Below are 17,386 nucleotides of genomic sequence, written 5' to 3'. Positions count from 1 at the left end.
TTATAACCTCTTTATTTGCAAATAAAAAAGGCCGCATAAGCGACCCGTTGAGATGTGTTTAATTTAAGATGTACATCGGAAAGAAAGCTTAAAGATAAACCGACCTTCCTCTGTCGGTATGGGTCTTGATAGACCGCCTAAGTTGTAGATTGAATTGAGTTCGCAATCTAACGAGTTGTTAGCAACGTAATTTAGAATTTCATTAGCTCTTATCACTGTTGGCTCTGGGTCTTTCCATGCAGACACAAGAATAAGCGCCACGAAATCATCAGCACCTAAATCAGCAAATCGACCGCTACTATCGTCCGGCTGAATAACTGCATATTGCTGGTGTCTTGTATCTTCCTCTTCGTCCCACGCAAACCTTTGAACAATGAAACCATCAAGCAAATTACCTCTGTTTAAGTAGCGTTCGAATGCTTCATGTATCATATTCGCATCTCCCGCTCTATCGCTTCCTCAATTTGTTGACGAGACTCATCAAATCCAGCCTTTAAGAATCTCGGCTTAGCGCTAGGGTCCCAGTATTTCCCAGTTTTTGTACCACCACCAAAAGAAACACCATCTCTAGTGACTCCAAAGTCAGCTCTCGGCTGGCCTTTAAGTTTTCCTGACGCGTTATGAACATACATGGCATATTTTGCAGAGTAACCAACCCTGCCCGTTAATCTGGTTCCTCTTACGGTTATCTCACGAAACTGTGAGTTAATAAGCGTAGATGAATCAATAGGTGTATATAGTGCCGCTTGGCTAGCTCCGATATTAAGCGCCATGTACATTGCTCTTGCAGCTCTTTTGTCTTGAATGCCATTCACAAGTGCTCTAAGGTTTGCGTTAGCCTGAAAAATACCCCTTACTCTTGCTGCCATATCACACCGCCGTTATCAGAGTATAGTCATCCGCAATGTGCTCGAATAAATCCTCATCTCGCCCAATGAATTTGATTTCATCAGCGCCGACAGATAACGGATCACCTGAGTGCTTGCCAATAGCGATAAAGTCACCTTTTTTAGCATCTGCATATTCAGTCCAAAAAACTAACTTGATAGTGATTTCAGAGCCAATATCCAACTTTCCAGATTTAAGCTCGCTACCATAGCCACAAAGAAAATGAACCGGCTCAGAGAATGTAACTTTGCCGTATTTATCTTTTCCGTTTGGTTTCCACAGAGTAGCCCACGATGTGTAAGCCCAATTAGCAACTGAACTCATTAGACACCTCCAATCACCCGAAAAAAGCCTACCGTTTTACTAGATAATGGCAAATCAGCAAGGCATCCTGCACTATCCCATGCGCGGATCTGGTTCAGTAGATAATCAGTACCGGAAGAATCATACGCAAAAGAACGAGACGCCCCGTTAGGAGCGCTCTGTGATGATATCTTTCGTGCGCCAAACAGTGATGCCAGCCGCACAACAGTGTAAATCAGCAGCAACTTCTGCGTGGTTTCGTCGTAGTTGGCTTCGAGACATCCGGACTTTGCATTAACCTGACTCAGTAACAGCGACAGCACAGAATCAGGCAATGTAAACCCGAGTTCCGCAATCATCGGCTTTACGTCATCAAGAGTTATCTGCATTATTTTTTACCGCTCTGTTTCGCTTTTGCTTGTTCAGGCTGTTCAGGCTGTTCAGGCTGTTCAGAATTATCGTTACTATGTGATGCTACTTCAATATCACCCGATGAGAGAATTTCAACCAAACCAGCCTTTTCCCACTCTTTCGCGCATTCATCTGACATTGTCATTTGGCTACCGGCTTCTACCTTTAGAAAGCCGGCACCAGCGAAGAAGTTATTTGAAACTACTTTTACCAGTGCCATAAATCCCCCTTAATTACCTTTCGCATGAACAACTGAGAAATGATTACTGATGTCTTGCTTAACCATCAGACCAGCAGCACCCCACGTGCGCCATACATAGTCAGAGTTATAGAACTGGCGTGGATCAGCAACAGTACCAAATGCCTGACCAACAATAGGAGCAATAACGCCGGCACTCAGCGGAATAATCAGAACTTCATTACCTTTCAGTTCGTAATCTTCCTTAATGTCTTTGATGCCCGTGATTTTCTTGATTTCCTCAAGAATGGTGCGGGTTTGATTCACGTCGAAGTAGATAGATTCCCAATTAGACAGAATTTCACCTGAGACATACCAGGTTTGCTCGCCATATTGCAGGTTCTTCAACTTCAGAACATCACGCAGTTTGATTATTTCTGCGCGGATTTTCTTGCCGTCTTGCTCTGTTGAAAAGTTGATAGTTAATGCGACCTGCGCTACACGCTCATCACTACGTAGGCCTTTAAATGTCTTGCCATCAAAGCTAATGAAGTTACCTGCAGCGTCACGGAAACCATTCCAGATAAAATCAAGGTATTTGCGACGAACAGTATCGACAGAATCTTTTTGCGCGTCAGCCAATGAAGCCAATGCAGATCCCTTACCGAAAATCGGGTCTCGCCATGTAAACTTGAACCCCGTGTCATGAATTGGCACCATAGTTCCATCAAAGCTATAAGCGCTAGCCTCAAGTAACGCACCAACCTGACCGCTCATTGACGTATGAGCTACGCCACCGCCACCTTTACGCGCATATTCATAGACCGACTCATCAATACGAACTGAACGAGATAGGCCCATGAGGTCGTTTAACAATGTGAATTCAGTATTTGGCTGGAATTCAGCTAACACAGTCTGGTCATATGCTTTGTACAGACGTTTAATGTCATCTATCGCATTGGTAGCATCTAAAGCAGGAACATTACGAGCGCGAGAAATGAAATCAGCCACAGCCTGAGCAGACGAGTTACGCTCTAAACTTAACGCACCGAATTGCGCTTGGTTTGCTTCAAGGTTTCCCGTTTCGGTTGCCTTCTTAGTTGAAAAATAAAACATTCAGTTCTCCTTACTTGAACACAACGCGAACCAGCTCACCCGCCGTAACGGTTAAGGCTGTATCTTCTTCAATATAGGCAAATACTGCCTCACCTTCAGCACCTGTGGCCAGTGTGATCTGACCGTTAGCAACAATAACCGCTTGACCTTTCTTGTATGTACCAGCAGCGGCGCGCACATTTAAAAACAAACCTTGCATTGGTTGAATTGCAACAACCCAATCGCCAGCCTTGATTGCATCATCAACTGACTGACAGCGAAGATAATCAAAGTCGGACACATACAAAACATTTGCTTCTTTACCATCAACCGATGGCGTAAATTTAGCGGTAGTCTCATCATAGAAGCCGACAATACCCGCCTTGGTATCAACTGTTGCCGCACCTTCGCGGTGTAGTAATGGGTTAGTGAATACGCCACCCGCATGAATTACACGTTTTTTATTCGCCATGTTTTACTCCGGCATATCTGAAACTGACTGAGATGAATTGACTTGCTGGAATGAACCATTCAAGCCATGAGATGCATTGCATTGCGCGTACAGTTCTTTCAGTGGGTCGCCACTTAGTGCGTTAACGGCGATATCTGACATGCCGAATTTAGCTTTCACGGCATCACGCATGGTATTTACTTCTTTGTCTGCGCTAGCGTTTAACTGCGCTTGAAGTGGGGCGATCGCCGCATTTACGGCGGATGTGATTTGCTGCTGCAGATCACTGTTGTTTGCCGTGTCAGATTTATCCTTTTCTTCTTTTTCTTTTTTCTCACGCGCAGCCTTTTCTTCTGGCGTTTCTTCTTTCTTTTCTTCTGCGTTCATTTGGTTGTACGCATCCAGTAATTCAGTATCGGATTTACCTTCTGTCTCGATACCTTTCGCCTTCAGCGCATTAGTGATGATTTGTTTCATCGGGTCATTTTCCTTATTGGTTTTTACTTCGTACTCTGTTGGCTTGCGCACAACTTCAATGGGCTCACCGACAAGATCAGCTTCGCCGTTGTCGTCAATGAGATACTTTTGCTGGTACGTTTTACCTGATTTGTAGTAGATAAATTTATCAGGCCAAACTGTTTCCGGATAAGGCCAGTCGTCACCTGATGATTGTTCTCTCAGGGCATCGCGCAGTGCTTTATGGATATCCTCGAAAGAGAAGTTTGATCTGTTGGTGAAGAAGAACTTCGTTTTGTTGAAAAAACCGGATTCAGTGCAGTTTGCCGCATCAATTAAATCAGCCAATTCAATATTTAGCTTTTCACCTTTGCTATTAACAAACATCCCGACACCGTCTTTTGGTGTGGCAGCCCCTGGTTCACTAGCCGGAAGAATGGCAATGTGATCAAAGTGCATATTTCTTGCGACCCATGTATATGGCTTGCCTTTTGACTTACCCTTGTTCTGCTCACGTTGCAACAATAATCCGGTAGAGACGTGGATCGGGTCTGTGCTGTTACCGGCAATGATGTCATCCACACGGGCAAGGAACTCTTTGCCTTTCTCAGTGGCATCAGCAAACCGACGGTTGACCTTCACGTCCATGACGACTCTTTCACCATCTTTGCGGACATTCTCAGCCCATGCGCCGATATGAAACTGGTTTACTGCTCTCGGCGTGTCAGCCGATACGTAATCTGTGCCGATTTTGGGATGCCCGTACGGGCACTGCCGCCCCTCCATCGACTGAAAGCTTTTGTTAATTTCGCTGGCCGGATACAGCCCCCCGTTCATCACAACGTCATCAACAACAGGCACAACGCCGCGAATGACGATATGCTCGTCACCGTCGATGGTTTCAGTTGAGATATTGGAGGAGTTGATAGCCAGCGATTTAACATGAATACCCGAAAGCTTCATGTGGTGGCCTCTTTGGTTATGAATCTTCGTCTGTTGACCAGGCTTTCCGCTCTGCTGTCAGCCGGTCAATAATGCCTTTGTTGTAAATCGTCCCGTCGTCATTCAGTAGTACCGGTTGTGTCGCGCAGTAGCAGTTAAACCGGTTGCCGCCATCAGCGTAGAACGCTTCGACTTCTTCGACAGTGAACACCTTGCCGTGTCGTGCTGCATGCCAGCTGCGCGTGGTTGGCTTTAGTGCTGACAACCATAACAATCCTGTTTTTAGCCCTAGCGATTCACTAGCCCATGTAGTTTCATTCCAATTAGCTCTGCGTAACGCTCCCACTTGTTCCGTTTGAGCTATGCGCTTTGCGTTGGACATTGATACATCTAATCGCTTGCTGATTACCCTTGCCGTTTCTCTTGGATTAACCCCTCTTGCTATCGATGTGCCGATGATGTTTGAAAGGTCGGCACGGGCGGCATCAGAAATACCCCTCCAGTCGCTGAACGTTGAGATAAACGCGGCAGCTATCTGGTTCTGATACGCAGGCTGCGACATCAGGTAAGTGAGAGTGGTCTGTGACGCATACACCTCTGACTGTAACGACAGGTTGGTATACGCATTCAGTGTGCCTCGGTCATACTCCGCCGCAACATGGCTGAACGCCCACAGATTTTCATTCCCACCCTCAAGCAGGTACTCATCCAGAATAGATTGCAGCCGTTCAAGGAATCGTGCGTACTCATCAGGCCTCTCAGCCAGATCATACGAATAAACACCCGCGTTAACCCTGATAAGCGAATCTGGTTCGTTCTGTGCGTTTTTAGCGAGGATATAGCTGTAAAGTGAGTTCTGATTTCGTTCTCTGCCGGTCAATGACAGGTCTAGCAGTTGGCGGAGTGCTTTTTTCAGTTCGTGATACCGGTTTTCGATATCGCGGTACATTTTTCTGACTGGCTTTCCTGACTGTGTCGGGTCCGCCTTATTTCTCGGTATTATCGGTGACCCTATCTTTTGATTCATCATCATCAATTAATGGATCTCCTTTTTTACCTTCTTCTGGTGGCTCAGTATTATCAAACTCTTTTAAAGTCGGATATTCACCCAGCGCCCTGATTTCATTTTCCATCAACACAGAGTAACCAAATGATGCTTGTGTTTTTTGTGCAACATCAGCAGCTTTACTCATATTATCTAGCTTTTCAGACTGGCTTGGTGCGAGTAAATCAGACCAGCTAACTGTTATTTCTTCTCTTTGATCAATAACCCCAATTGACCATAACCGCGAAACTAGACTTTCGATAACAGAAGTTAAGAACCCTCTGCGACGAGACATGCATGTTTTCGCCCAGTCTTTCATATCCTCGGTTGAGGCTCGTTCTCCTGTAACCTGCCCGATAAGCACCTTAACTGGCATATTAATGGAGGCGGCAAATTCAGCAAGAATAGTGCGCCAAGTTGGCTCTGGGTCTGCTGGCGTAACAGAGAGTACGCCTGCGGTTCCTTCTTGCATCATAACTGAAGCATCTATACTCTTATTTAACCGCCTTACTTGCTCATCCAGTGCGTCAGCAAGCCCACTCATATCTGTGCCTAACGCTTCAGCTAACCTCTGAAAATCAGTGTCTTTACTGAACGAATAATTAAGCTGTCTACTGGCATTTTTTAAGAATCCCTCAGCACTACCGCCAGATACTTTTTCTGCGTCTAGTAGCTTGTTGTAGCCTTTGCGCAACAATGGCGATCCAGATGTTAGTTTCCCATCAGCGGAGCCTTCGGCAAAAATAATTACCCTATCTGGATGTATATCAATAATTCTATTGGGTGAACCATCACTATCAGTGCTAACTGGAATTTCAGTAAATGCGTACATTGAAGGATACCCATACCACTCATCAGATGGGTCTTCATACCAATTCTTCGGGTCAAGTTGCGCCTCCCATACCGGGATGAATCTGACTATAGACTTTTCTTTTAAGCGCTTAACAACACTGATATCAACAGGCTCATTCCATTGTTTATTATCTCTTATTTGAATAATTAACGCAGAATAACGACCAATTAAATTACGCTTGTCCGCTTCTTTGATTTGTTCCCAATGCCTTTTGAGTAGTTTATTTAAATGATTATCCCATTCTGTAGAGCCATCCTTATCTGCCTCCTCATCTCCCTCGAATAGTTCTGGAATATCAATCCAACACCCAGAGATATATCGATCTATCGCAGCTCCACCTAACGCATTCCTATCGTATGCATTATAAAAATCATCGAATGTTAAATTCTCTGGGTAACCAAATTCATTCCATATTCTTGGTCGCTTTGTGTTATTGATACCAATGCCGCCAGAAACATAATCCATTCTTGCTCTAGCAACTGCCTTGATAGCGTTATTAACCGCTAATGACAGCTTTTGTTGATTTTCTTCCATTATCGCCCTCATTAACGTTTGCGAACTAACATTCCAACATGAGCCTTCTTATTTCTTCTGCTCACTGCAAAATACCTAAACCCATCAGCGTCATGTGACGTATAATCGTGAAGTGGTTTATCTTTCCAGCAACCGCGCTTGTCGTCCCATTCTTTGCGGTACCCCTCAAGGTGTGCGATCCCTTCACCGCATTTATTCTCATCAAAAACACAGAGCGGAAGGATTTCACGAACCGCCTCTATACCCTCATCAATGGAAAGTTTCGGCACTACGTCAAATCGCATTGAATAGTTCTCACCGTCGATTTCGTACCCTTCCCGCGCCAACTGTCTACGAGATTTCGCATCAGAACCAAATTCGCGGTTATCAATATCATGAGGGCCATTGTGACTTGCATATGTGTAGCCTTTATCCTTCAGCACTTTCATGTAGTGCCGTAGACCTTCACCACTATTTGAGTAGTGATCGATGATATGGAACTCTTCACCGACTTCACGCACAAACCAGATTGAAGTGGAGTCACCCACACCGATATCCCAGTACGTATGCACCGGCAGATGTGAGTTATCAGGAAGTGTGCCAATACGTTTATTTTCGTAGAGAAAGCGGAATTGATTAGCGTAGTAAGCGCCCTCAACTGATTGCTGAAATGCCTCAGACGGTATTGACGGGTATTCCCGTTTCATATCGTCGCCAAGTGTTTTCTCTTTGGCGTAATACCATGCTTTCTGATGCTCGTTTAATTGAACGCCGTGTTTACTTGATATCTCATCGAAGTAGTCAACTAACCGTTTTGGTAATTGTTCAACAGGGTTAATGGCATATTCTGGATTTTTCCACCATGAGAAGAAAAAGAATTTCCAATCTAAATTAGAGAGAGCTTTACTCTGAATTTGTGCTTTCTCAGCAGATTGACAGTAATCGAAGAAATAACCTGCTCGACCTTCTGCTGTACTTTCAATCGTCGTGAAACAATCACTTGATACCGCCTCAAATGCACCAGTGACAATCTCACGGGCTTTATCTGGATACTTGGCGCATATCTTGCCGAATTCAGAGATATGCAAATAACGTAGCGTCCCTCCACGAAACGAGGTACTGACATAAAGTGAACCGCCATTGCTGAAAACCAACTCACCAACAGAGTCATTCTTTGCGGGGTTCGCCCTTCGAATTACTGCAGGTAAATTGTCATATGCGTATTTAACCTTTTCCCTAAATAATCGCTTAGCGTCATTTAAGGTGTGCGCTATCAATGCACACTTGGCTGACTCAAACAAAGCTGCATCTAATTGAACGATACAAACAAGTGTTGTGAAGCCTAGCTGACGAGCCTTTAGAATGATATTGCGTGTATGCATACCATCGAAGTATTCAAACTGCTCAGGCGTCATTCTGAACTTTACTTTCTTACCTTTTTTATCAGTAATGAAATAGAGATTATTTAAACGCCAAAACCTATCCTTTAAATTCTTTTTTAATATTTCAAATTGCTGATTTTTTGCAGCCATATTATGACTCCGATGATATCTCTCTCAGCAACTCTGCCATTTGCTCATCTACTGAATGTTCAATTTTCTTCGGTGGCTCCCAGCCCTGCATATCAGCCAATTGCTTAATCGCGGCTTTAGGATCATGAAGCTTTAACTTGATGCCATCTTTACTTGCTGTGAGTTCAGATATTGCCGCTAGTGCTTTAGGGTCTTGTAATGCGGAATCTTTAAATCTCCACACAGATTGAATAACTGGATTACCATCGTCATCAGTTCCCATTTTATGCTCACTGAATTCAACCATTTCTGATACTGAACTACGTCCAATAGAAGAAAGTCTCTCTAGCGCTTCCTCACGGCTCATAATCGCATTAGAAATGGCTACCTCATTCATTGCATCTAAGAACGATTTAACGTTAAGATTTGTTAAGATTTCAGATGCAGACGCACGGGCTGAATCATCGCTCTTTGCCTTGTAGCCAGCTTGCTTGTAAGCATCTATTTGATTGAGTCCTTTCAGGATGCCTAACACGAATTTCTGTTGTAACTTTGTTAGGGCATCAAAAAGAACTTTCTGCTCATCTGTGAGCGTTGGTTTATTTTGAGCCATACCCTTTCCTTAATATTTACTGTTCAACCACTAGCATATATTTAATATCACTAATCTCATCAGGTGATATGTATACCCATGAACCATCGAGTGATGCGATACCGATTAACCCGTTAGTCACACGAGGTTCTTTAGTGGTCATCATGCCTTCGTAGGTTGTGCCATCTTTCTTAGTTGCTATTACTTGATATTTTTCTGACATATCCCACCCAATAAAAAAGGCCACTAGGGCCTATTTGGTTTTCTGTTTGTTGACTAACTTGCCTAACTCTCGCTCGACGATTTCAGCAACTATCCTGCCATCATCAACTCTGCCACAATGTAAGTATTCAAGTGATTGCTGTAATTGACGATGGAGAGTATCTAGCCAGTCTTTTTCTTGTTTGGTCATTGATAACCTTCCATGATTGAAACCATATCAGGATCCATTTGAGCAATAATATTAGCTCGAGCATCAGCTAGTGACTTTTTACGTCCTCCTACACCCCAACTATTCATCTTGCGAGCGCAGTGACTTATTTCTTGTTTTTCGGTGGCAATAAGTAAGTCCAAGCGATTTAGTGTTGTCATATTTGATATCCCGTTAAGCGTTGCCTCTCGGAATGTTTCATACACACTAATTTCAAACTCTGGCTTAATCCAAGCGGCATAACGAACAGCTAAAAGCTCTGCTGCCCACACGCCTTGTTCATTACCACCCTTAATGACTTTAAGTGATTGATTTTCTTTCAAAGGACTTTTTTGTCCTCTGGCATCAAGAGCAGAAACAAATCGCTTCACAGAAGCACTGCGAATAAACTTACTTGGTTTTTGCGATTCGTTTGCCTCGCCTTTCAATACTGCTGCTGAATGCAAGTCATTTAAACTATAACGCCCAGCGCTATCAACTCTAACCGATACGCCATTAACAATAACTTTTGGATATTGCATGATACTGTCCTTACTTAGTAATGAACCCTTGCCACATAGGAAATCAGCCCATCGAAGCAGTATCAGCTATAACTGATCTCCTCAAAGGCTCATTCCTAAATAACGATTCGATGTTTTTAGATGTGCGTGCATGTGGTGCACAGAGTGAAATACGATTTATGCAGATACGGGATAATCCCGTATGTAAAACTCGCAACCATCATCACGTATCACTACGTTAATCAGGTCGCTTCTAGTCTGTTCCTAGCAGTCAAGATATGATCACTCTCCTTAATGGATAAACGATTTATCTAACCTTGTCGGGGTTATTCTTTTGGAATGCTTTTATCCAGCTCTTCACGGAATTTAACTGGATTATCTGAACCTTCTACTGCCATGATATTTCTCCATTAAAAAGCCCCGCTATTGAGCGAGGTTTGTTTTGTTCTGCCTTATTGTTTGTCACTTAATTAGTAAAGCTGCGTATTCGATTAGATATAACTTCGGAGCTATTAGTATTTTCAGCCAAAAATTTAAGCTCACAACTGAAATGAGCACGCCGATAAAAAGCAAGCCAAGTGGAAATGGTGTTCTAATGAAATCATACGAAATTGAACTCAGATTAAATCGAGCATCTCCATCATAATAAGTCCATAAAGCACCTTTTCGACGCTGGCGACCAGCCCATACGGGAATAAATACAGCGAATGCAATAGTCGCCAAGCCAAAAGCAAACCAAATGATACCCATCGCCATCTTCCATGCTAATAACTGACTAATAACTTCAGGAATTTGCGCCTGACTAAATGCAACCGCAGAATCGACACCATTAGATGCCTTTTCCAGTAAATCAATCAGCACCTTTGATGCTTGCTCGCTCATCGTAAACACTCCGTTTTAATGTAATCCTGCAAATACAACGTTTGCTGTTCGTTCTCGACAATCATTTCTCTGAGACGTAGATAATCTTGTTCAACTGCTTTGTTAAGTCGTGCGGTGGCTTCATCGCTTCCGCTTTCGGTGGGATTCTTGGTGACTGCTGGACACTCGGCTTTGATGTACACCCGCTTAGAGCCAGAGGTAACAGCATCACGAAGAGTGTCGATTTCATTCTTTGCACTAACTAACTCCTGTGAGTGACGAATATCGAGTTGATTTAATCGAGTGATGCGGGCTTGATAGTCTTTGTTGATTTCGACTTGTTGTGATAGTTGTTCAGTGAGTGATTTGTTATCGTGTTCCAGAGCAGTATTTTTTATACTTTCAGTAAGAAACATGACAACAAAAATAGTCATTCCAACAACAGTCATATTTTCCATCACCCAAGAGAAACCTTTCCAGATGATCGCTTTCATATCACTTAACGCCATTGTGTTCTAACGAGTAGTGATTGCCGTCATTGAATCGACCGCCCCACGTACCGCCGATAGATTCCCAATATTCACCAAGTAATTTATGGTCACTTGATGCTGTTAGGTATTTACCGTCTTTAAATAGGTTGAAATCCACAGCTAGGCGTTGTGTGTGTAAGCTGTTTTTAATACCCGCACCTGATTTAGCATTTAACTGTGCTTGCTCTGGTGTTCGGTATGCTTCCGAGAATGTCAGCTCATATCCGTTGTCGTAGGCAAAAATAATTAAGTCCGCAATCATGCGAGTGAACTTGCGTTGTTTCTCACCGAGTGTCATTTTTACTAACCCCTCTAAATATTTGCATCACATTCCCACGACTAAGAATTATTAGCGCGCATAGTGTGATATTGATTCCGACTTCAAATGGATCTGCATGAACGTAATCATTCGTTAATATACGAAGCGGTATAGAACCCAGCATAACGATAAGCACCCATGCGATAAGTGATGGAAAGAACTTGTACTGAGCACCGTTGCGCTCATAATTAATGAGACGAATCGTTGCCAATAAGCAGGAAAAGAAATTAACGTAAATCCAAAATATTGAGATGGTCATCTTCCACCTCCTCTGAATTTATCTATCAGGTTATTAATAACGTTGTTGATACTGTCAGTGAGTGCACCAGGTTTAGATATCGTTACTAACACACCAACCAAACCAGCCGATGAGAACATGGCACCAACAGAGCGATCGACCTCTCTATCTCCGATAATGCCACTCAGTAGTGACGACATGAAATCAGCGCCTAATATCCCGATAGCAAATGCAACCGTGAAATACGCCCATCGCTTTAACAGTCGGATATCATGAGCAGACAATACAAATATCACCGCCCCTGCGAACGCACCGATAACAACACCTGCGTCCATACCTGAATAGAGACCTACAATAGAGACACCCGCTAACGAGGCGGTTGCTGTGCCTGTTAACGGCTCTTGCATATATGTAGTCCTGATTAGTTAATAGAACGCCGACTCAAAGCTCTTGTGTGAACGTGATAACGAGGGTGATTGATTCTGTGGTCGGCATGTTTAGGAAAGGATAATTCTGGCGAAATTAACTCCGCCCATATGATTTAGTTTTTCATGCATAAGGAGTTTATTGCAGAACATGTGTTGGTATATTTTATCGCCACATTTTTTAAACAACCCGCTATGATTAGTTAGGTTTAGAAAAACATTAACATTGCAACCCGTTAGAATTACATCAATATAACCATCACTACGTTTTACATAATCGTTATCTTCCGCAAGTTGAAATAATCTTTTAGCGGACTCATAAACATTCGCTTTTACTTCAGCTCTTTCAATAATCGCTTTTCTACGTTCATTGGCTATATACAGATCATTGATTGCCTTTAAATCATTAATCGTCATACCAGCCTCCAAACAAGAAATAACACTATGCGTTAAGTTGACTTAACGTATATACGAAAAAAGACCGCCTAAGCGATCTTCTGAATGTGAACTATCCGGCAAATCCGGATGGTTGAATTACCACAATGCAAATAAGCACTCTGGAATAATATCAGAAACTTATTCCCTCGAATTCGGGGGAATTAAAATAGAAAGCCACAAGTGTATCGCAAACCAGATTTCTCCGTTCTGCGTAGGGACTATGATGGGCACTATTGTGAGATTGTGGAGGAAGGCTATTTAATCCTTCGTCGGTTTCCAGATACTCTCAGGGGCTTAGCCTAATCCGCAAAGGCCGCCTCTGGATGGTGTACGGTACATCCGACAGTCCATACACTGCCGATCAGTCTCGGCGCTCTCCACAATAAGAACCCTATTCGCTTTAATGCCGCCAAGTGAAATTCGGAAGCTGGCAAATAGAGTTTTCATTGCAGATAACAAAAAACCCCGCCGAAGCGAGGTCTTGGATCGGAACTTTTCAGCCCGTAATCAGCAGGTAATTTCTTACCCTCTTTAATATATCTGCTCTTTGTTTTACTGCCCGAGCATATCACAAACTATACATATAAAATTCGCATTTGCAATATATATTTTAAATATTTATGAGATTAGACATAATTCCCTTTCTAATTCATGCTTCATTGCGTAAAACATCTCCTCTTCAAGAATACTTTCAGCCCAACCAATTCTTCTAACTGCTTGTTGTATGCTGATTTTTGTTTGATAACTCAATTCACGAGCCATCTTTTGCGGGTATTTGCGATCACAATATCGTTTAATAGCTACATAACGAATCGGATTGTTTTTAGCAAATGTTTTCGTTATTACATTTTCTACAAAAGCGGCATCATCTGATTCTTTGGCGAGAGCGATGAGGTCGCTTATTTTATTTTTAGGATTTAATATCTCATGTGACTTTTTGAATAATTCCTCTCCTTGATATCCCATTTTGTGCAAATCTTTTACAACTTTTATTATTCGCTCACCCTCAGCTTCGCTCCATTCCGTCCTAATCATTAATCGCCCAATGACACTATCTGATCCTGATTCTGGATAATCATTGCCACCATATTCCTTCCCCCACGTCATTAGCATGTAGCGAACCCAGACTCGCTTACTATCTAATGCGTTTTTTCGATTAGAACCCCAAACCCGTCTTAATTCATTTTTACTTGAATAAAGAGACAGTAGATTGAACGGATCACATTCCCTCATCTCGCCTCCGGTAATACTGTGTGATAATCATCATTCGCAGTTGTATATAAAACCCTGACACCATCCATCAGCCCGCATAATACTTCCATGCATTCAGCAATCTGGATTACACAGAAGTTAACTCGACCACCTGATTTGGATTTTAAATATCTTGCTTCTTCAATAGCTGCGATTAAGTCAGTGAACATCTTTCAGCTCCTTTAACTTGGCTCGGTAGTGATCACGTATCCGCTCATAATCCTCGCGCTTCCACTTTGGTAATTCATGAGAACCCATCAGACGATCGAAACGCTCCTGACCAATTTTCTCTATTAGTCGAGGTGTGTAGTTTTCGATATTTCCCGATAGATGGTTATTGCATGGTGCGCATTGTTTATGGCAATTATCTTCATCAAACCTAAGCTCAGGATTTGCTCCTGTGGTTCTATAGTGCCCTGCGTGATACTGACCATTGTGAAAACGACCACAAGAGATGCAAGGCTCATCCTTGTCTCTTTCTCTGATAAATGCGTTGAATGCGGTTTGTGCTTGTTTGGTGAAATATGAGAGGGGTTTTACTGCTAACTTGCGGGCTTTGAGTTTGTCTTTTGCTTCTCGCTCTTTTTTCTGGTTCTCCTTTTTAAGTTTTGCTAATGCTTTTTCTCTATCTTTATTTTTTCGTTGCTCGGATAATTCAAATCCATGTTCCGGGCTACACCAATTTTGAAAACTCTGCTTTGGAATAAACCATTCTCGGCATATTTTACAGCGCCGTCGCCTTAACTTCTGCATCTCCCTCTCCTTTGATTTTATCCATCACTTCCAAATGAGCGTATTCATCAGCACACTTGCTACACACATAAATTTCTTCATCTGTTAGCCGTCTATTGCATGACATGCAGTTCATTGCGAACCCCTTTGAGTAATGAGTCTATTTTCATCAACATCGGATTACCCATACCTGCAACATTGGCTTTATCGACAAATTTCATAGGTCGAGATTTAAACTCTCTCGCCTTTTGTCTAGCTATTTTCACCTCTTCTCTATCGTCAGCATATGATTTGATTAGCTGTATCGCGTTATCACAAACAACAAACTTCCACGCACTTTTATCAGACTTTCTTATTGCTCCTATCTTTTTGAGATGCATGATTGTTTCTCGACATTGATTGATCGTTAAACCCGTCACTGCAAACGCTGTTTTTGTATCAAATAACTCCAAGTGCCTCACTGATTTGATAATTGTGATTGCGTTTTCAACTGGAAAGTTATCTCTAGCCATTGCTTCCAGCCTCCAACTCAATAGCTCGCTTTGCCGATGCCAGCACTTCACATAAGTCTTGCTCTTTATCTTTATGCCCTCTCAACCCTGCGCAGAGAGCTTTTTTAATTAAATGCTGTAATGCTGGGTTGGTTACTTCAAACGCTTTTAAAACGTCATACACGTCGATTGTTACACCTTTGCATGATCTATCGTATTTACTCATTTTGTTTATCCTTAAGCTTCATGTATTCGCTGTCGTTCGGGATGATGATTGGAATGCCTTTTTCAATACACCACGCTTCGTGTTTCTCCATCATGATGAGCATCCTCACTTTATCCATCCTGCTAGTTTTCTCACGCTCTCCGTTTTCATCACGACCCAGCCAGTGACCAACAAAATACTCGTGCGTTTCTTCGTTAGTGATGGGCTTTGATAGAACAACCTCACCAGCGCCATTTTTAATATCAATGACAACGCCACGCGCACGTAGCCAGTCGCCTGTGGTTTCTACCCACATTCGCCATGTTTTGTTCATTGGTATTGTTCTGAGTTCACGCCATTCGGTGATTTTGATTCGGTATCGCTTACCGGTTTCTGTTACTTCTGAGAGGGTTTTGAAAATGCCTTTGAGGTTGGATTTATGGAGACAGATATCATTTGTCAATTAACCTCCTGTTGATACTGTTCAAACCAGAAAACTACGGGCCTATCGACTAATTCAATCATCCCAAATCGTTCCGCTGTTCTAAAATTAACAGATGATTTTCTTGCCCTATCTGCCTGCTTCTTTATTTCTTCTCGAAATACTTCAATGCTATAAACAGATTTAAATAGATTGCAGGGTGCGCAGGCTGGAACGAGGTTATCCTCAGTGTCTTTTTCTGGATTAAAACACTCACTAGTGGCTACTACCTTCCCGTTAATCCTGTCTATTTTTCTGTAAATAGGCTCTACGTGATCTGCATGCCAGCCTTTTTCTGGTAACTCACAGCCACAATAGGCACATCGACCACCGAATAGCATTCGTAGATTTTCACGTTGTTTTTTTGTCACTGTTAGCTCCCCCGTCACATATGCGCTCAACATCTTTAGCCACCCAACCACTCAAGCCGTAGTGCCTAATGATATTTTCTGCTAAATCACGGCTTGGCTTATTATTTTTGCACCATTTAATCAGCACCCATCTGCTATGAAGCAAATGAATTAATAGGTTCATCACTCACCCTCTGGCATTGGCTCAAATGATTGAATGTCGAAATCCCAATACGGCGCAATCTCACAGCGACCATAGCTATCATATTCACCCTTATCTCTCGTTACGCTGATTTGATATGTTCCATGTTCGGTAAACAGTTCATACTCTTCAGCATCTTGCAATAGGCTGATTTCAATGTCCTGCAATGCACTTATTGGAGCGGGACCATTGAGAAAAATCACAAAAATGTCATTTTCTTTACCCATGTAAAGAACTTCTAACCGAATACCATCTGTTGGATTAGTTCCCTGCATTAGATGCCTCCCAGTCAATTTTAAATAGTCGATTAAGCACTTTCTCGCTTCGGTAATTTTTGAAAAACTTGCGGTTATAGTCTTTGCAGTTCTTTATGTATTTTCTTTTCCTGAAGGTAGCCTCGTCGGCATAAGCCCATAGGAGATCTTTATAATTAGTTCCTTTCATCTAAAAATCCTCTTGCGTGTTAATCATCACTCAGTGCCATTTTTACTAATTTCATTAGCGATCTCTTGCATAGAGATATCTGGAAAACACCTTTAAACCCATGCATGCAAACTGCGTACGCTTTGGTGGTTGATAGATGTCGGTTTGGGTTGTTTATATAACGGATAGCCCACTCTGCTTGCTCTGATTCTGGAATATCATCAGGGCGTAAACGTCTAACATAAGGTTTACCAAATCTGTGTTTGCTCATT

31 protein-coding genes are annotated in these 17,386 nt (G+C 42.5%); all 31 read right to left on the bottom strand.

Going from position 1 to position 17,386, the window contains the following annotated elements:
* Positions 1–63: 63 nt before the first annotated feature.
* The 31 genes from JEP40_RS08110 to JEP40_RS07960 all read right to left on the bottom strand — a co-directional run bounded on the left by JEP40_RS08110 (position 64) and on the right by JEP40_RS07960 (position 17,385).
* A complete protein-coding gene (locus JEP40_RS08110) occupies positions 64–432 on the bottom strand; it encodes a hypothetical protein (protein WP_198623130.1) in 369 nt (122 codons plus the stop codon).
* Positions 429–869 (bottom strand): HK97 gp10 family phage protein, encoded by a 441-nt coding sequence (locus JEP40_RS08105; RefSeq protein ID WP_198623129.1) that lies wholly within the window; start codon positions 867–869, stop codon positions 429–431. Before JEP40_RS08105 ends, JEP40_RS08110 begins: the two co-directional genes overlap by 4 nt.
* Position 870: 1 nt before the next feature.
* The gene (locus JEP40_RS08100; RefSeq protein ID WP_198623128.1) at positions 871–1,212 is read right to left on the bottom strand and encodes a hypothetical protein; all 342 of its coding nucleotides are present in this window, start codon (positions 1,210–1,212) and stop codon (positions 871–873) included.
* Positions 1,212–1,580, bottom strand: coding sequence for a DUF7370 family protein (locus JEP40_RS08095; RefSeq protein WP_198623127.1), 369 nt, complete (start codon positions 1,578–1,580; stop codon positions 1,212–1,214). The genes JEP40_RS08100 and JEP40_RS08095 overlap by 1 nt, the downstream gene beginning before the upstream one ends.
* Positions 1,580–1,822, bottom strand: coding sequence for a hypothetical protein (locus JEP40_RS08090; RefSeq protein ID WP_198623126.1), 243 nt, complete (start codon positions 1,820–1,822; stop codon positions 1,580–1,582). Before JEP40_RS08090 ends, JEP40_RS08095 begins: the two co-directional genes overlap by 1 nt.
* Positions 1,823–1,831: 9 nt before the next feature.
* On the bottom strand, positions 1,832–2,896 hold the full coding sequence (locus JEP40_RS08085; protein ID WP_198623125.1) for a major capsid protein: 1,065 nt from the start codon (positions 2,894–2,896) through the stop codon (positions 1,832–1,834).
* Between the two features lie 10 nt (positions 2,897–2,906).
* Entirely contained in the window at positions 2,907–3,347 is a 441-nt protein-coding gene (locus JEP40_RS08080; RefSeq protein WP_198623124.1) for a hypothetical protein, read from the bottom strand.
* A 3-nt stretch (positions 3,348–3,350) separates the two neighbouring features.
* Positions 3,351–4,745, bottom strand: a complete 1,395-nt coding sequence (locus JEP40_RS08075) for a DUF2213 domain-containing protein (protein ID WP_198623123.1) — start codon at positions 4,743–4,745, stop codon at positions 3,351–3,353.
* A gap of 16 nt (positions 4,746–4,761) precedes the next feature.
* Positions 4,762–5,757 (bottom strand): phage minor head protein, encoded by a 996-nt coding sequence (locus tag JEP40_RS08070; protein ID WP_198623122.1) that lies wholly within the window; start codon positions 5,755–5,757, stop codon positions 4,762–4,764.
* Positions 5,711–7,156 (bottom strand): anti-CBASS protein Acb1 family protein, encoded by a 1,446-nt coding sequence (locus tag JEP40_RS08065; protein ID WP_198623121.1) that lies wholly within the window; start codon positions 7,154–7,156, stop codon positions 5,711–5,713. Before JEP40_RS08065 ends, JEP40_RS08070 begins: the two co-directional genes overlap by 47 nt.
* Positions 7,157–7,167: 11 nt before the next feature.
* Positions 7,168–8,667, bottom strand: a complete 1,500-nt coding sequence (locus JEP40_RS08060) for a terminase (RefSeq protein ID WP_198623120.1) — start codon at positions 8,665–8,667, stop codon at positions 7,168–7,170.
* A gap of 1 nt (position 8,668) precedes the next feature.
* Entirely contained in the window at positions 8,669–9,259 is a 591-nt protein-coding gene (locus JEP40_RS08055) for a terminase small subunit (protein WP_198623119.1), read from the bottom strand.
* A 16-nt stretch (positions 9,260–9,275) separates the two neighbouring features.
* A complete protein-coding gene (locus tag JEP40_RS08050) occupies positions 9,276–9,461 on the bottom strand; it encodes a hypothetical protein (protein ID WP_198623118.1) in 186 nt (61 codons plus the stop codon).
* A gap of 30 nt (positions 9,462–9,491) precedes the next feature.
* Entirely contained in the window at positions 9,492–9,650 is a 159-nt protein-coding gene (locus JEP40_RS08045; RefSeq protein WP_167652467.1) for a hypothetical protein, read from the bottom strand.
* On the bottom strand, positions 9,647–10,189 hold the full coding sequence (locus JEP40_RS08040) for a KilA-N domain-containing protein (RefSeq protein ID WP_071233484.1): 543 nt from the start codon (positions 10,187–10,189) through the stop codon (positions 9,647–9,649). Before JEP40_RS08040 ends, JEP40_RS08045 begins: the two co-directional genes overlap by 4 nt.
* 441 nt (positions 10,190–10,630) lie before the next feature.
* Positions 10,631–11,050: a hypothetical protein gene (locus JEP40_RS08035; protein ID WP_198623117.1), complete on the bottom strand. Its 420-nt coding sequence runs from the start codon at positions 11,048–11,050 to the stop codon at positions 10,631–10,633.
* Positions 11,047–11,523: a lysis protein gene (locus tag JEP40_RS08030; RefSeq protein ID WP_232799204.1), complete on the bottom strand. Its 477-nt coding sequence runs from the start codon at positions 11,521–11,523 to the stop codon at positions 11,047–11,049. The genes JEP40_RS08035 and JEP40_RS08030 overlap by 4 nt, the downstream gene beginning before the upstream one ends.
* A gap of 1 nt (position 11,524) precedes the next feature.
* Entirely contained in the window at positions 11,525–11,857 is a 333-nt protein-coding gene (locus JEP40_RS08025) for a M15 family metallopeptidase (RefSeq protein WP_036976899.1), read from the bottom strand.
* Positions 11,844–12,137, bottom strand: coding sequence for a phage holin family protein (locus JEP40_RS08020; RefSeq protein WP_198623116.1), 294 nt, complete (start codon positions 12,135–12,137; stop codon positions 11,844–11,846). Before JEP40_RS08020 ends, JEP40_RS08025 begins: the two co-directional genes overlap by 14 nt.
* The gene (locus JEP40_RS08015) at positions 12,134–12,523 is read right to left on the bottom strand and encodes a putative holin (protein WP_014656499.1); all 390 of its coding nucleotides are present in this window, start codon (positions 12,521–12,523) and stop codon (positions 12,134–12,136) included. The genes JEP40_RS08020 and JEP40_RS08015 overlap by 4 nt, the downstream gene beginning before the upstream one ends.
* Before the next feature lie 90 nt (positions 12,524–12,613).
* Positions 12,614–12,958, bottom strand: coding sequence for a hypothetical protein (locus JEP40_RS08010; protein ID WP_198623115.1), 345 nt, complete (start codon positions 12,956–12,958; stop codon positions 12,614–12,616).
* 639 nt (positions 12,959–13,597) lie between these two features.
* Positions 13,598–14,212: a DUF1133 family protein gene (locus JEP40_RS08005; protein WP_198623114.1), complete on the bottom strand. Its 615-nt coding sequence runs from the start codon at positions 14,210–14,212 to the stop codon at positions 13,598–13,600.
* Complete coding sequence (locus tag JEP40_RS08000) at positions 14,209–14,400, bottom strand: hypothetical protein (RefSeq protein ID WP_109847198.1); 192 nt, start codon at positions 14,398–14,400, stop codon at positions 14,209–14,211. Before JEP40_RS08000 ends, JEP40_RS08005 begins: the two co-directional genes overlap by 4 nt.
* Positions 14,390–14,983, bottom strand: a complete 594-nt coding sequence (locus tag JEP40_RS07995) for a recombination protein NinG (protein WP_198623113.1) — start codon at positions 14,981–14,983, stop codon at positions 14,390–14,392. Before JEP40_RS07995 ends, JEP40_RS08000 begins: the two co-directional genes overlap by 11 nt.
* Positions 14,955–15,098 (bottom strand): hypothetical protein, encoded by a 144-nt coding sequence (locus JEP40_RS07990; RefSeq protein WP_198623112.1) that lies wholly within the window; start codon positions 15,096–15,098, stop codon positions 14,955–14,957. The genes JEP40_RS07995 and JEP40_RS07990 overlap by 29 nt, the downstream gene beginning before the upstream one ends.
* Positions 15,076–15,474: a hypothetical protein gene (locus JEP40_RS07985; RefSeq protein ID WP_198623111.1), complete on the bottom strand. Its 399-nt coding sequence runs from the start codon at positions 15,472–15,474 to the stop codon at positions 15,076–15,078. The genes JEP40_RS07990 and JEP40_RS07985 overlap by 23 nt, the downstream gene beginning before the upstream one ends.
* On the bottom strand, positions 15,467–15,679 hold the full coding sequence (locus JEP40_RS07980) for a hypothetical protein (RefSeq protein WP_198623110.1): 213 nt from the start codon (positions 15,677–15,679) through the stop codon (positions 15,467–15,469). Before JEP40_RS07980 ends, JEP40_RS07985 begins: the two co-directional genes overlap by 8 nt.
* Positions 15,672–16,121: a hypothetical protein gene (locus JEP40_RS07975; protein WP_198623109.1), complete on the bottom strand. Its 450-nt coding sequence runs from the start codon at positions 16,119–16,121 to the stop codon at positions 15,672–15,674. The genes JEP40_RS07980 and JEP40_RS07975 overlap by 8 nt, the downstream gene beginning before the upstream one ends.
* Entirely contained in the window at positions 16,118–16,543 is a 426-nt protein-coding gene (locus JEP40_RS07970) for an HNH endonuclease (protein WP_198623108.1), read from the bottom strand. The genes JEP40_RS07975 and JEP40_RS07970 overlap by 4 nt, the downstream gene beginning before the upstream one ends.
* Positions 16,544–16,672: 129 nt before the next feature.
* Positions 16,673–16,966: a hypothetical protein gene (locus JEP40_RS07965; RefSeq protein WP_198623107.1), complete on the bottom strand. Its 294-nt coding sequence runs from the start codon at positions 16,964–16,966 to the stop codon at positions 16,673–16,675.
* 188 nt (positions 16,967–17,154) lie between these two features.
* On the bottom strand, positions 17,155–17,385 hold the full coding sequence (locus JEP40_RS07960) for a hypothetical protein (RefSeq protein ID WP_198623106.1): 231 nt from the start codon (positions 17,383–17,385) through the stop codon (positions 17,155–17,157).
* Between the last annotated feature and the right edge of the window lies 1 nt (position 17,386).

It is taken from the genome of Proteus vulgaris, from assembly GCF_016239305.1.
GTDB classification, from domain to species: domain Bacteria; phylum Pseudomonadota; class Gammaproteobacteria; order Enterobacterales; family Enterobacteriaceae; genus Proteus; species Proteus vulgaris_C.
This window is presented reverse-complemented; position numbering and strand designations above follow the sequence as displayed.